This window comes from Tritonibacter sp. SIMBA_163, from assembly GCF_046535935.1.
In the GTDB taxonomy this organism is placed as follows: domain Bacteria; phylum Pseudomonadota; class Alphaproteobacteria; order Rhodobacterales; family Rhodobacteraceae; genus Epibacterium; species Epibacterium scottomollicae.
The window spans coordinates 1-13,563 of record NZ_JAWJBP010000035.1 but is presented as its reverse complement, the minus strand read 5'-3'; the positions used below and the strand labels follow the sequence as shown (position 1 = coordinate 13,563).

The window sequence follows — 13,563 nt, the reverse complement described above, 5'->3', positions numbered from 1 at the left end:
AAACTTGTTCGTGGTCTTGCGCATGATACTCCATCCTACTCAAGAGTTGGAGCCTCCGGCAAACCCGGCGCGGTTCAGAGACAGGCATACCGCCCTTTGCCCGTTTCAACACTGTCGTGATCGGCGTGTCGCTGTATCGTCCGATCTTTATTATAAATCTCCTCAGATATCTTGCCGAGAAAATTCTACTTGTGAACACCACTAATTTTAGGGGTATTCTAGCGCTGAGCCTTGGTAGTCGGAGTGGTTCGCAAAAGCAAAGAACCGCCTTCGGGTGAGACGGTTACGGAAGTTGTAGGATTTCTAGTTGCGGGAGCTCGAATTAGAACTGCTTCATTCCGGCAAGCCCTGAGTGGCAGCTGTCAGTTTTAGGTCAGAAATGCCTGAAGTCTATTTCAATATTGCATGACGCGGCCATACAGTTTCCCTAGGATTTGGGTGTCGATTTGGCCAATGATGCGCAACGTTCCACAACCAGCAACGCTCCGGGCACTTGCAACACGCGCGCAGCATGGCTGTGCGCGGCACTCAAGGCCTCTTTGGGTGCGGCGCCGTCCAGGCGAGCCGCCAGCCATGCCGCGTTAAAGGCATCACCCGCGCCAGTCGCATCAACAACGGGCACTGCCAATCTTTTGGCAGCGACACCCAAAGTGCCTTTTGAGCTGGAATAGAGCGCAGGACGCGCTGCGTCTTTTACCACCACCTCCCCTACCCCGAGGCGTGTATAACGCGCCACAGTTGCTTGAGGCGTGGCATCCCCAAACAGCGCAGCATCGTCGTCAAAGCTCGGCAAGATCACATCTGATCGCATCGCCGCATCCGTCAAAACTGCGCGACAGTCTTCTTGGCTGCTCCACAATTTTGGTCGGATATTGGGGTCGAATGCAACCTGCGCACCTGATGCGGCAATTGCAGACCAAAGTGTTTCGCGGGCCGTTGGCGATAGAATGGCCAAGGTAATGCCGGACAGGCAGACCAGATCGGCCTCTTGCAAGGCACGTGCCAAGGCTGCTGGATCATCGGCGAGCTGTCGCGCAGCGGATGTTTCTCTCCAATAGTTAAAGGCTCGATCACCGTTCTCCTGTCGGATCAGGTATAAGCCGGGAGAGGCACCTGAAATCTGGCGAATGTGCGCGATACCCACTCCCTGCGATTGGATGAAGTCCAACATGGCCTGCGATGTGCTATCGTCACCTACGGCGCTCAGATAGTCGACGCTATGAGCTGGGCCCAGCAGGTACCTCAGGTGCCATGCCATGTTGAAGGTGTCGCCTGCAAACCCCATGCGATAGAGCCCGCCGTCAACGGGGGCCAATTCAACCATGCATTCTCCGATAACGACAATTCGTGTCATTGCGGCTCCAGAAACCAGGACTTGGCGTTATTGTAGCAGATGTCGCGCACCAGTCGGTCGAGCAGGTCCGCGTCATCCGGCAAATGGCCCGTCTCGGCCCAGCGGCCAATCATGCCACACAGCAAGCGGCGGAAGTACTCATGCCGCGGAAAGGACAGGAAGGAGCGGCTGTCGGTCAACATTCCAAGGAATGTCGACAGAAGACCGACCTGGGCCAGGGTACGCATCTGCGCTTCCATCCCGTCCAGCGTGTCATTGAACCACCAGGCGGCCCCAGCCTGTATCTTACCGGGAACCGAACCGTCCTGAAACGTACCCGCTGTTGCGGCAAGGATAGGATTGCGGGAGGGATCTAGGCCATAAAGCACCATGCGCGGTAGTTTCCCGTCGCGATCCAGCCGATCCAGCAGAGTGTTAAGCGGACCGGCCATATCGGTGTCGCGCATGCTATCCCCGCCTGCGTCTGGCCCGATCCCATGCAGCAGCCTGGACGCACCGTTGCGCACAACGTTCATGTGGCACTGCATCACCAACCCTCGTGCGGCATAGGCCCGTCCAAGCGCGTCAAAGAGCGCTGCGCGGTGGCCCGCCGCCTGTTCCGGCGTGACGGGGTGCCCCTGTCGGGCGGCCTTCAGCGCCGCGTCCAAATCGAAGGCACCAGGGATATCAGCGGCATCCAAGTGGTTGATCCCATGATCGGCTGCCCTGCACCCGTGCTGCACGAAATGATCCAACCTCAGGAAAAGAGCCGCGACCAGATCATCAAAGGAGCGGATGGGGTGCGTGAGCGCCTCCAGGCTGTCGATGTAGGCGGCGAAACCAGGCGCCTCTATCTGCACGGATTTGTCGGGGCGGAAGGTCGGAACCACCCGGATGTCTGAGCCTGCCATCGCGGCATGGTGCTCCAGGGTATCAAGCGGGTCATCTGTCGTGCCGACCAACTCAACGTTCATTTTTCGCAAGAGGCTTTGCGCGGAATATCCTTTTTCTCCGAGCTGCGCATTGGCCGCGTCCCAAACGTTATCGGCGGTTGCGGGCGACAGCACTGTGCCGTTCAGATCGAAGTAGCGCCAAAGTTCCAGATGTGACCAATGATGAACCGGGTTCAGCACGGCGCGGGGCATCGCCTCCGCAAAGGCGTCGAATTTTTCGCGCCAGGTTGCAGCGCCTGTCACCCGAGCCTCGTCAATGCCAGCCCATCGCATCACGCGCCACTTATAGTGGTCATGGGCGAGCCACATCTCGCCCAGATTTTCCCATGTGCGATCACTGGAGATTTCAGCCGGCGGGAGGTGATTATGATAATCCACAATCGGCAGATCTGTCGCGACCTCGTGGAACAATCGTCGTGCGGTCGCAGTGTCGAGTAAAAAATCCTGTTGGAGGAAACCCGTCATACGCCCAATTCCTTTGCGATGGTTGTCACAGCCGACTTTGCTCCGCCCTGCAAACGGTCAAATGCCGCGCTGATTGTGGTTTGGAACTCTGCTCGCGCGCGCAGCGTGTCTGGAACCAAGGACGGCAGCGACAGAACCCCGGCGACTGGATCATCGCCAAGGGCGGCCCGACGCAGGTCATCTTGTCGTGGATCCGGAACAGGAGGCAGGCTACGCAACCCTATGATCCAAGCGGCCACCGCCACGGCCGAGACCGACCAATCACGTTTGGCTTCAAGGTTGGCAGCTATCGGGGTGAACAGGCGTTGCGGCATCTTCTGGCTGCTGTCGCTGGCGATCTGATCCAGTCTGTGCCGGAGCCGGGTGTTGTCAAACCGCTTTAGCAACTCATCCGCATAGGCTGCGAGGTCGATACCTTCAAGCGGACGCAGTGTTGCGGCCTGTTCGGCCAGCATCAGGTGGCGCACTAATGCGCGTAGCTCCTTGTCGGCCATGCAGTCTGCCACTGTCTGATATCCCAGCAACTGACCCAGCCAAGCCAAGGTGGTGTGTGCACCGTTGAGCAGTCTAAGTTTCATTTCCTCAAACGGCTGAACGTCTGCAACCAGCATAGCTCCACCCTCTGCGAAGGGGGGGCGTCCATTGGCAAAGTCATCTTCAATCACCCATTGCCTGAAGGGTTCGCACAGAATCGCATTCGGGTCGGCACGACCAAGAGCGGATGTGACCACGGCATGGCTGTCATCGGTCATGGCAGGCACGATCCGGTCCACCATCGACGAAGGGAACCGAACGTGGCTCCTGATCCATCCAGCGAGATTTCGATCCAACGCCTCCGCAAACCCCAGCACAGCGGCGCGGGTGAGCGCGCCGTTATCCGGCTGGTTGTCACAAGACAAGATGGTGACCCCGCCCAGTCCCGCTGCGCGTCGGCTCTGGAGGCCTGCAACCAACACACCGATGGCAGTCGTGGGTGCCCCGCCTGCCAACTCAGCCTGAATGGCCGCGTGCTCCAGATCGAGCTGGCCTTCCTTTGTGCAGTATCCTTTTTCGGTAATGGTCAATAGGATCACCGACATGTCTGGAGTCGCGATCAACGCGGGGATTGCTTCCTCCCCATCGCGGGCGGGGTGACAGGTGCCGCACAGGACTCCGATTTCGCGCAATGTTATGGTGTCGCTATCCGCTTCGGCGACGTGATACTGCCCATGGGCCTCATCCAACCCATCCAGAGCTTCAACACCGGAATTCAGCCGTGCGGCGACCACGCCCCAATCACCACCCTCGGCCACAAGACCATGGTGGAGAAAAACCATCGGATGGGCGCGGGCAAAGGCACCAAAGCCAATATGCAGGATGCGTGGTTTCAGAAACGTTCTTTCGTAGGGGCAAGGAATGAGGGCGCTGGTCATAAATCGATCCTCGTGTCCGTCTTCAAAATGCGTCGTTCACCAGCCGGCAGGACCACCTGTGCCTCCGGCAACACCGGCGCGCCGTCCCCCTCCCTTCTGGTAGTCAGGCTGATGTGGTCTTGGGTGCTGTGCAAGACGAGATGGGACAGGCACCACTTGCCCGCCTTTGTCACACCGTCGTCCTCATAAAGAAGACTGGTGGTTTCCTCTTCCCCTTGAGCAGGGAAGACAGCCAACAGACGTGCGGTCTCTGCCTCGGGCGCTGCGCGATTTGCGCCCTGCCCCATCGGGATCACGGCGCCGCCGCGGACGAACAAGGGAATGGTGTCCAAGGTGACAGGAACTGTCAGCCATTGGCCGCCTTCGTGCCACAGGCCAGTGTGAAAATCCCACCAGCCCCCGGGATGTCGCGGCAAATAGACGGAGCGGGCCTCGACACCCTTGTCGAGGACTGTTGCCACCAAAAGATCCCGCCCGAGAAGGAAGCTATCGCTCTCCTCCCAGGTTTGACTATCCGCGCCGAAATCAAGAAACAAAGGTCGTAGCATCGGCTCACTGCGCTCTGCCGCCTGCCACAGGCAGGTGTAGAGATAAGGCAGAAGCTGGTACCGCAATTCTATCGCCGCGCGGATATGATCCGTCACCTCAGGATACATCCAGGGTTCATTCACTGTGGCGTCATCATTCCATGAATGGATGGTAAAGCGCGGATGGAATATACCGTTTTGAACCCAACGTACGAACAGTTCCGGTTCCGGTCGTGGCCCGGAGAAGCCGCCGACGTCATGGCCGATGTTGTAAAAGCCGGACACACTCATCCCAAGGCCCATCCGCTGGTTCCAGCGCAAGGTCTTCCAATCTGTGCGGTTGTCCCCACTCCAGGTCTGGGCGTAGCGCTGCAATCCCGGGGCGCCTGATCGGCTGATGAGATAGGGCCGCTGCTCCGGGGCATGGGCCTCCTGTGCCTCCATCGACGCGCGTGTCATCAAGATGGGCATCACGGGGCGCATCAACGAAATGTCGATTGCCTCACCGAAACCCGCACATTGAGCGTGTCGATCCCAAATTTCATATTCGTTGTTGTCGTTCCAGGTTGAACCTATGCCGCGTTGCAACAGCGCCTCGTCGACATTCTGCTTCCACCAGTCCACAGTCGCCTGGTTGGTGAAGTCGAGATGCGAGCCTTCGTCGTCCCAAAAGACTGAACGTTCTGGTCCGCAGTTTGCATCTGCTTCAGCGCTCGCGCGCACGAACAGCCCTGCATCCGCCACCTCGGCGTAGCGCGGATGCTCCTGCAACAGGCAAGGTTTGATGTTGGCGATGAGATGCACCCCCTTATCAGCGAATTTTGCCGCCATTGCCTCCGGGTCGGGCATCTTTTCATCATTCCAGTGAAAGACGTACCGCTTCGTCCCGATTGAGGTATAGCCCGACGACATCTGAAAGCTGTCGCAAGGGATGCGATGCTCGGCAATTTTTGTCAGGAAACCTTCCAGCTGCACCTGTGCATCCGGCGCATCTGTATAGGACATTGTCGAGCCGGAGTAGCCCAGGCTCCAGCGTGGCGGAAAGGCGGTGCCGCCGGTCAATTGCTCTTGCTGTTTGACGAGGTCGAGCAACTCAGGCGCCCATGTCATATAAAAATCGAGATCGCCGTCCTCGGCACGATAGGCACGATAAGGGGCATGGTAATTGTCCAATTCATTGCCAAGATCGAACCAACAACCGGCCAGATTGTCGTAGAAAATAGACCAGCACCCGGCGCTCTGGGTCCGGGTCAGAGTGAAAGGCACGTGTTTATAGAGCGGATCGGTGCGCTCTGCATCGTACCCCATCGAATCTAAGTTGCGCATTTCGTAACGTTGACCAGCACGGTTGAGCGGCCCTGTCTTTTCGCCAAGCCCGAATACCGGTTCTTGCGGGTGTCGGGATAGGAAATGCGCGTGGGCATGATCACGCAGGCCTAGGTGAATGCCGCCGGTTGGGCGATCCTCGGCAAAGACTTCCCAAGCTCCATCCACCTTAGCTTCCCAAACCATTTGCAGCGGCGTCAAAAGACGAAGCCGCATCGTCTCGGTCGACAAGACGAGTTCCGTCTCGCTCTGCGAGATCTGGGGAGAGGGACAGGCAAAGCCGGATGTGTCGTCGCGGCCGCGTCCCCCCCATGGGGCATCTCCAGCCGGCGCCACAGTCCATGTCCGCCCCAAACGCCACGCTGCGTCTTTTTGCAGGGACACGCGAAACCTATTTTCCTCCAGCACGCAAAGATGCAGCAGGTGGCGACCTTCGACGCGCAGGGTCACACCGGTGGCGGTTTCCGCCTCCAAAGCCCAAGTTTTAAGGCACTTCATTACTGATATCCCAATAGAAGACGCGGCAGGAAGAGGCTGATATCAGGCACATAAGTGACCAGCATCAACAGACCGAACAACACCGCATAAAAGGGCAGAAGTGGACGGATCACCTTGGCAATAGAGGTGCCGCCGACGGAGCACCCCACAAACAGGGCGGACCCAACAGGCGGCGTGCAGATACCAATGCAGAGGTTTAGCGTCATCACGATGCCAAAATGCACAGGGTCCATGCCAAGACCTTTGACAACTGGCATGAAAATTGGCGTGAAGATTAAGAGCGCCGGTGTCATGTCCATAAAGGTTCCGACAACCAGCAGCGCCACGTTTATCGCCAGGAGAATGGCGATCGGGTTGTCAGACAGGCCCAGCAAGAAATCCGAGATCGCAAAGGGAATGCCACCGAAGGCCATGGCCCGGCTCATCGCGATGGACGCCCCGATCATTAACAGCACGACCGAAGTGGTGACCGCACTTTCTATCAGGATTGCAGGCAGATCCTTTATCGTGATTTCGCGGTACCAGACCAGTGCCAAAACCAGAGTGTAGAGCACGGCTGCAGCCGAGGCCTCGGTTGCCGTGAAGACACCAGAGATGATGCCGCCCATCACGATCACGATCAGGCCTAAAGGCAAGACTGCATCGCGAGCGGCCACCATGACCTCACTGAGGGCTGGACGGGGCGCAACGGGATAGCCGCGCCGCTTAGCGATCACGCCAGCCACGATCATCAATCCCAAGCCCATCAAGATGCCGGGCAAATATCCCGCGACGAACAAAGCAGCGATGGATGTTCCGCCGGTGATCAAGGAATAGACGATCAACGTTGCTGAGGGCGGTATCAGCAGGCCTGTCGGACAGGATGCAATATTGACCGCAGCGGAGAAAGCAGGGTCGTAGCCCTCTTTCTTTTGCAAGGGCGCCATCACGCCGCCCACCGCCGCTGCAGAGGCCACGGCGGATCCGGAAATGGATCCGAACATCATGTTGGCAATCACATTGCAATGGGCCAGCGCGCCTGGAAGCCGACCGCCCAGCACCTTGGCGAAGTTGATCAACCGCATTGCGATCCCGCCGCGGTTCATAATGTTCCCTGCCAAGATAAAGAACGGAATAGCAAGAAGCGTAAAGCTGTCCAGCCCCGACGCCATTTGCTGTGCGACGATAAACAGGGATTGGTCCACCCCCATAAACAACAAGAACGTCGCGGTGGTCGCGATACCAATCGCAAACGCAATCGGCACACCGAGTGCCATCAGCACGGCAAAGCTGCCAAAGAGAAGAAAAATAGCTGTCGTCATGTCGCGCCGCCTTAATCCAGTGGTCCGCCGAGCGGGGCCGTCTCGCCCAGCTCCGGCGTAGAAGGGCCGTCACGCCACAGCTCGAACGCGAAGATCGCGCAGTAAAACAAGATGATCGCGCCCGCGAAGGGGATCGCACCGTAGACCAGCCCCATAGGCAACTGCAGCGCTGGTGTGACCTGACCAGAGGCCATCGTCTTGAGGACAAGCTGACTGCCACCCCGGATCATGACGAAAGCTGCAAAGCCAGCAATGGCGAACAGGACGAACGCCTCGCTCACGGTCCGTGCTCGTCCCGACAATTGCTGGGTTAGAAGGTCAATCGCCAAGTGTCGGCGCAAACCTAACGTGTAGGCCCCTCCGATCAGGGCCAGCCACATAAAGAGAAACCGTGCCAATTCATCGGTTACCGTGCTGGGCGTACCCAACACGTAACGACTGATGACCTGCCAGCTCACGCAGGCCACGAGCACCACAAATATCGTTGTAATGACCGTTTTGAGGAGCATGTCGACCCACGCTCTCATGAATGACCCTTGCCACATTTGCGGGTTTGTTCGATCCGAGTCATAGGCTCCTCCCTCTCTCCGGTCCTTCACTCTTGCCGAGGACCCTTGCTCAGACCAGCCGATTGGTCAACCAATTTGTGCTCAAGACGTAGCTTGACTCAAGTATTGCGACCAATTTCGAAGTTTTGGTTGACTGATTGCTGACTTTAGGGAAGATTTCCGTAGCATTGGTTGACCAAATTGCCGGTCAGACCGAAACACTTGGGAGGAGAGACCATGACCAAGACGTTTACCGCCGCATTGTCTGCGCTGGCACTGGCCGCATCGGTCGGCGCTGCAGGCGCAACCACATTGAAGCTTAACCACAATAACCCGCCGGATCATCCAGTCCACATCTCCATGCAGATCATGGCAGACCGCGTGGCCGAGCTGACCGATGGCGAAATCAAGATCCAGATCTTCCCCAATGCCCAGCTCGGCACTCAGCGGGAATCGATGGAACTGGTCCAAAACTGCGCTCTGGAGATGGCACGCTCCAATGCGTCCGAACTCGAGGCATTTGAGGAAAGCTATTCTGCGCTCAATCTGCCTTACATCTTCTCGTCCGAAGAGCATTTCAACACGGTAATCACCAGCGACATCGGCCAGGACATCCTGAGTTCCTCTGTCGATCAAGGGTTTCGCGGGGTCGCGTTCTATACCGAGGGTGCGCGCTCCTTTTATGCGCAGAAGCCAATCATGTCCCCGGCAGACCTGCAGGGCGTAAAAGTGCGCGTTCAGCCGAGCCCCTCCGCCATTCGCATGGTCGAACTTTTGGGCGGCAACCCGACACCGATTTCTTGGGGTGAGCTATATAGCGCCCTGCAGCAAGGCGTCGTGGACGCGGCAGAAAACAACCCAACCGCCCTGACCACCGCACGCCACGGCGAAGTTGTCAGCGACTTTTCTTTGGATGAGCACACCATGATCCCCTCGGTCGTTGTGATCTCCAACTGCGCATGGGACGGTATGACTGCTGATCAGCAAAAGGCCCTGCAGACTGCTGCACTCGACTCCATGGCCGCGCACCGCGAGGCGTGGAACGCAGCCTCTGACGCGGCGATTGAGGAAGCGAAAGCCACGCTGAACGTCAACGTCCACATGGTCGACAAGGCGCCTTTCGCTGAGGCTGTCCTGCCAATGCATGAGGAAGTGGCGGCAAAGTCCGAGCACCTTGCTGATCTGATCGACCGCATCAAAGCGGCCCAATAAGCGACAGGCACAGGCACCATGCTCGAACGTTCCGAACTCGCAGATAATGCACTGCAAGCTTTGCATGACGAGGATTACGACCGTCCTTTCAATACGCAAAACCTCAACGCCGACACGCTGATATTCACCCGAGGCCGCCAAGGGCAGTCTTTGGATGGGGATTGGAACTTCTGCGTCGACCTTCTGGATACCGGTCTGCGGCAAAAATGGTTCGCCATGACGCCAGAAGCCCCAGAGGATCGAATCGAACCTTGGGATTATGACCCCTACATGGGCGAGACGGTGCCTGTGCCCTCCTGCTGGCAGATGCAAAAAGAGAAGTGGTACTTCTTTGAAGGCTCTGCCTGGTATACGCGTCCGTTGACGCACGACCCTGCGCCGGGGCACCGGCAGGTGCTACGCATCGGTGCGGCGCAGTATGATTGTAAAGTGTTTTTGAACGGTGCTTTTCTCGGGAACCACTACGGGGGCTCCACGCCATTTTGCGTGGAATTGACCGAGGCCCTGAAGCCGGGGCAAAATTGGCTGATGTTCTGCGTAAACAACACGCGCACGCTGGACCGTGTGCCGATGCGAAACACCGACTGGTTCAACTATGGTGGCGTCTATCGCGAGGTTACGCTGTATGATCTACCGTCCGTTGTGATCCGCGATCTGTTTGTTCGCCTTGAGGGGAATGCGATCCGCGTCTCGGTCGCAGTTGATGGCGCGTGCGCCTCAGCGCGGTTTTCGATTCCCGAGCTGGGTATCGACGCGGAGCTGCCCTTGATCGCAGGAAAGGGTGATGTGACGCTTGCCGCCTCACCCGAACTGTGGTCGCCGGACAATCCCAAGCTCTATGACGTGTCGCTGACCGCAGGTGAGGATCAAGTACAAGATCGGGTTGGGTTCCGCAGCATCTCTCGCGAGGGAACCGAGATCCTGCTAAACGGCAAACCTCTCTTTCTACGAGGCATTTCCGTGCATGAAGACGATGCAACGCAAGGAAAGGTCACCAGCGAGACCGACATCCGTCGCCGGTTTGCCCACGCCAAGGAACTGGGATGTAATTTCCTGCGCCTTGCCCATTACCCACATCACGAAAGAGCAGCGGAGATTGCTGATGAGATGGGCTTGATGCTCTGGGAGGAGGTTCCGGTCTACTGGGCGATCGACTTTTCCAACCCCGCAACTCGGCGGGATGCTGAGAACCAGTTGCGCGAACTCATTCGCCGCGACCGGAACCGCGCCAGCGTGATCATCTGGTCGGTGGGCAACGAAAATCCTGACACCGATGCACGGCTTGATTTCATGCGCGGGCTTGCAGATCTTGCCAAGGACGAAGACCCGACCCGCCTGACGTCTGCCGCCTGCCTCGTGAACCACGCAAAGCTAAAGATCGAGGACCGGCTGGCTGAACATATCGATGTCATTGGCTTGAATGAATACTATGGCTGGTACGAAGAGAACTTTGACGAACTGGGTGAGATTGGCCGCAATTCTGCGCCTGACCGCCCCGTGGTCATCTCTGAAACCGGCGCGGACGGCGACAGCACCAAACATGGACCAGAACGCGGACTGTTCAGCCTCGCCTATCAGGATGAGGTCTATGCCAAACAGATCGCGACACTCCGTGCGCTAGATTATGTGAAGGGCATGTCGCCTTGGATCCTCTATGATTTTCGAGTGGAACGGCGACAGGGCATCTTTCAGCGCGGCTGGAACCGCAAGGGACTGATCGCCGGTGACAAGGCGACCAAAAAACCTGCATTCCACCGGTTGGCCGCCTATTATGCCGAACGCGCGGCAGTTGAGCACCAACAACCATTAGCCCCCGAGGAGACAGCATGACCCAATACCGGCGCTATCAGGACGTGGCACAGGCCTTGCGGGGTGTGATCCGGGAAGAAGGGTTTGCCGTTGGCGACCGCCTACCCCCGGAACGGCAGCTCTCCGAACGGCTTTCAGTGTCGCGGTCGTTGGTACGTGAGGCATTGATTATGCTGGAAATTGATGGGCTCGTAGAGGTTCGCAAGGGCTCTGGTATCTATCTGGCCACGCCCTCTGCAACAAAGGCCCCGCCTGAGCGTGACGATATCGGCCCATTTGAGTTGCTGCAGGCGCGCCAGCTTCTAGAAAGCTCCATTGCCGCCTTTGCCGCCGAGATGGTCACGAAGAACGACATCACGCGGATGCGCGAAGCGCTGGAGATGGAGCGCGCCGATATTGAGGCCGGCAGCACGGATCACTCCGGCGACGAGCTTTTTCACCGGCTGATTGCTGAGGCAACGCAGAATTCCGTACTGGTGGACATGGTCGACGAGTTGTGGCGCAAACGGGACCAGAGCCCGATGTGGGCCAAACTGCACGACCGTATCTTTGATGCCGGGTACCGCCAGAACTGGCTCGAAGACCATCAGCAGATCCTGACCGCCCTGCGCACCAAAGATCGCGACGGTGCGCGGGCTGCCATGTGGCAACACCTTGCCCATGTCCGGGAAACATTGATGGAACTGTCTGATGTCGATGACCCGGCCTTCGACGGCTACCTCTTTCAATCTATTTCCGCGCCGACCTGAGGCCGGAAACTGCCAAAGCGCCTTTAGCAAGTAGGCGCGCTCCTAACGATAAGAACACGAGGATCGCATGATCGAAACCTGGCGCTGGTTTGGCCCGAATGACCCCGTAACGCTGGCCGATATCCGTCAGGCCGGGGCCACTGGCATTGTGACGGCCCTGCACTCTCTGCCCAATGGCACCGTCTGGCCAGTCGAGCAGATTGCCGCGCACCGTGACATGATCGCCGCGGCGGGACTCACTTGGGATGTGGTCGAAAGCGTGCCCGTCCACGAAGACATCAAACGCGCGGCGCCGGGGTGGGAAGCCAAGGCGGACGCCTGGGCGCAATCCATACGAAACCTCGCAGCCTGTGGCATCCGAACAGTGTGTTACAATTTCATGCCGCTGTTGGATTGGACCCGAACAGACCTGACGTATCCCCTCTCTGATGGTGCGTTGTGCCTGCGTTACGACGCAGTGGATGCGGCGGTGTTTGATATTCATATCCTCGCCCGGGACGGCGCCGATGCGGACCACAGGCCGGAAATCGTAACACACGCAGCTGACCGGTTTGCGAAGATGACTGAACCGGAATGCGAGGCACTTACGCGCACCATCATAGCTGGCCTTCCCGGCGCTGAAGAGAGCTTTGACCTTGACAGTTTCCGGTCGCATCTTGCTCTTTACGCCGACATTGATGCGACGCGACTGCGGGCTAATCTGGCCGCCTTTCTTCAACGTGTGGTGCCCGTGGCAGAAGAGGTGGGCGTGCGGCTGGGTATCCATCCAGACGATCCGCCTTTTCCCATTTTTGGTCTGCCGCGTGTAGCCTCGACCGCAGAGGATCTAGATCACGTCGTCCACATGGTAGAAAGCCCCGCAAACGGCCTTACGTTCTGCACCGGGTCGTTGGGCGTGCGTGCGGACAACGATCTACCGGCCATGCTGACGCACTTCGGGGAGCACGTGAATTTCCTCCACCTGCGCGCCACGCTGCGCGAGGAGGATGGCATCAGCTTTCACGAAGCTCCGCATCTGCTCGGCAACGTCGATATGGTCGCGGTATGTAAGGCAGCGCTGGCTGCGGAGTCTGCACAGGGGCGCAAATTACCATTCCGGCCGGACCATGGCCATATGCTAGCCCATGATCAACGCGTCGACAGCACACCGGGCTATCCCTACATTGGGCGCCTGCGTGGGCTGGCAGAATTGAGAGGAGTGCTACACACGCTGGATTGGCTGCAAAGAGCCGAATGATCGGCCCCAATCCACGCCTTAGGGTCAAGGCGTCGGTAACGGGGGTGCTTCAGTCAAGCGATTTCACGCAAAGTAATTCAGCGTCAGGCTGGTGCCGAGGTAATCCCCCCATTTTTACTGGGGTCGACGTAGAATTTTCTCGTCTGTTTTCAGCTTCATAGCGGGGTTCACTCTACCGATGGCCATGTTTGGT

Annotated in this window: 10 protein-coding genes; 4 read left to right on the top strand and 6 right to left on the bottom strand. The window is 58.2% G+C overall.

What is annotated here, in order from left to right; translation table 11 throughout:
* Positions 1-427: 427 nt before the first annotated feature.
* From R0J92_RS20835 to R0J92_RS20810, 6 genes are read right to left on the bottom strand one after another with little or no spacing between them, the layout of a single operon-like run.
* Positions 428-1,354, bottom strand: a complete 927-nt coding sequence (locus R0J92_RS20835) for a sugar kinase (RefSeq protein WP_411053032.1) — start codon at positions 1,352-1,354, stop codon at positions 428-430.
* Entirely contained in the window at positions 1,351-2,751 is a 1,401-nt protein-coding gene (gene uxaC, locus R0J92_RS20830) for a glucuronate isomerase (RefSeq protein WP_411053031.1), read from the bottom strand. Before uxaC ends, R0J92_RS20835 begins: the two co-directional genes overlap by 4 nt.
* Complete coding sequence (locus R0J92_RS20825; protein ID WP_411053030.1) at positions 2,748-4,163, bottom strand: mannitol dehydrogenase family protein; 1,416 nt, start codon at positions 4,161-4,163, stop codon at positions 2,748-2,750. Before R0J92_RS20825 ends, uxaC begins: the two co-directional genes overlap by 4 nt.
* A complete protein-coding gene (locus tag R0J92_RS20820) occupies positions 4,160-6,466 on the bottom strand; it encodes a TIM-barrel domain-containing protein (protein ID WP_411053029.1) in 2,307 nt (768 codons plus the stop codon). The genes R0J92_RS20825 and R0J92_RS20820 overlap by 4 nt, the downstream gene beginning before the upstream one ends.
* 47 nt (positions 6,467-6,513) lie before the next feature.
* The gene (locus tag R0J92_RS20815; RefSeq protein ID WP_411053028.1) at positions 6,514-7,815 is read right to left on the bottom strand and encodes a TRAP transporter large permease; all 1,302 of its coding nucleotides are present in this window, start codon (positions 7,813-7,815) and stop codon (positions 6,514-6,516) included.
* 11 nt (positions 7,816-7,826) lie between these two features.
* Positions 7,827-8,324 carry a TRAP transporter small permease gene (locus tag R0J92_RS20810; RefSeq protein WP_243395102.1) on the bottom strand — a complete coding sequence of 166 codons (498 nt, stop codon included), beginning with the start codon at positions 8,322-8,324 and terminating at the stop codon, positions 7,827-7,829.
* 276 nt (positions 8,325-8,600) lie between these two features.
* Between R0J92_RS20810 and R0J92_RS20805 the strand changes: the two genes are divergently transcribed.
* The 4 genes from R0J92_RS20805 (at position 8,601) to uxuA (ending at position 13,370) form a co-directional block, all read left to right on the top strand.
* Positions 8,601-9,575, top strand: coding sequence for a TRAP transporter substrate-binding protein (locus R0J92_RS20805; RefSeq protein ID WP_411053027.1), 975 nt, complete (start codon positions 8,601-8,603; stop codon positions 9,573-9,575).
* Between the two features lie 18 nt (positions 9,576-9,593).
* Positions 9,594-11,405 (top strand): glycoside hydrolase family 2 protein, encoded by a 1,812-nt coding sequence (locus tag R0J92_RS20800; protein WP_411053026.1) that lies wholly within the window; start codon positions 9,594-9,596, stop codon positions 11,403-11,405.
* Positions 11,402-12,133: an FCD domain-containing protein gene (locus R0J92_RS20795; RefSeq protein ID WP_009175524.1), complete on the top strand. Its 732-nt coding sequence runs from the start codon at positions 11,402-11,404 to the stop codon at positions 12,131-12,133. Before R0J92_RS20800 ends, R0J92_RS20795 begins: the two co-directional genes overlap by 4 nt.
* Positions 12,134-12,200: 67 nt before the next feature.
* A complete protein-coding gene (gene uxuA / locus R0J92_RS20790) occupies positions 12,201-13,370 on the top strand; it encodes a mannonate dehydratase (protein WP_411053025.1) in 1,170 nt (389 codons plus the stop codon).
* The last annotated feature ends 193 nt before the right edge of the window (positions 13,371-13,563 follow it).

Excerpts from the sequence above, each read along its gene's own strand:
- R0J92_RS20835 (WP_411053032.1), bottom strand. The coding sequence starts at position 1,354 with ATGACACGAATTGTCGTTATCGGAGAATGCATGGTTGAATTGGCCCCC.
- uxaC (WP_411053031.1), bottom strand. The coding sequence starts at position 2,751 with ATGACGGGTTTCCTCCAACAGGATTTTTTACTCGACACTGCGACCGCA.
- R0J92_RS20825 (WP_411053030.1), bottom strand. The coding sequence starts at position 4,163 with ATGACCAGCGCCCTCATTCCTTGCCCCTACGAAAGAACGTTTCTGAAA.
- R0J92_RS20815 (WP_411053028.1), bottom strand. The coding sequence starts at position 7,815 with ATGACGACAGCTATTTTTCTTCTCTTTGGCAGCTTTGCCGTGCTGATG.
- R0J92_RS20810 (WP_243395102.1), bottom strand. The coding sequence starts at position 8,324 with ATGCTCCTCAAAACGGTCATTACAACGATATTTGTGGTGCTCGTGGCC.
- R0J92_RS20805 (WP_411053027.1), top strand. The coding sequence starts at position 8,601 with ATGACCAAGACGTTTACCGCCGCATTGTCTGCGCTGGCACTGGCCGCA.
- R0J92_RS20800 (WP_411053026.1), top strand. The coding sequence starts at position 9,594 with ATGCTCGAACGTTCCGAACTCGCAGATAATGCACTGCAAGCTTTGCAT.
- R0J92_RS20795 (WP_009175524.1), top strand. The coding sequence starts at position 11,402 with ATGACCCAATACCGGCGCTATCAGGACGTGGCACAGGCCTTGCGGGGT.
- uxuA (WP_411053025.1), top strand. The coding sequence starts at position 12,201 with ATGATCGAAACCTGGCGCTGGTTTGGCCCGAATGACCCCGTAACGCTG.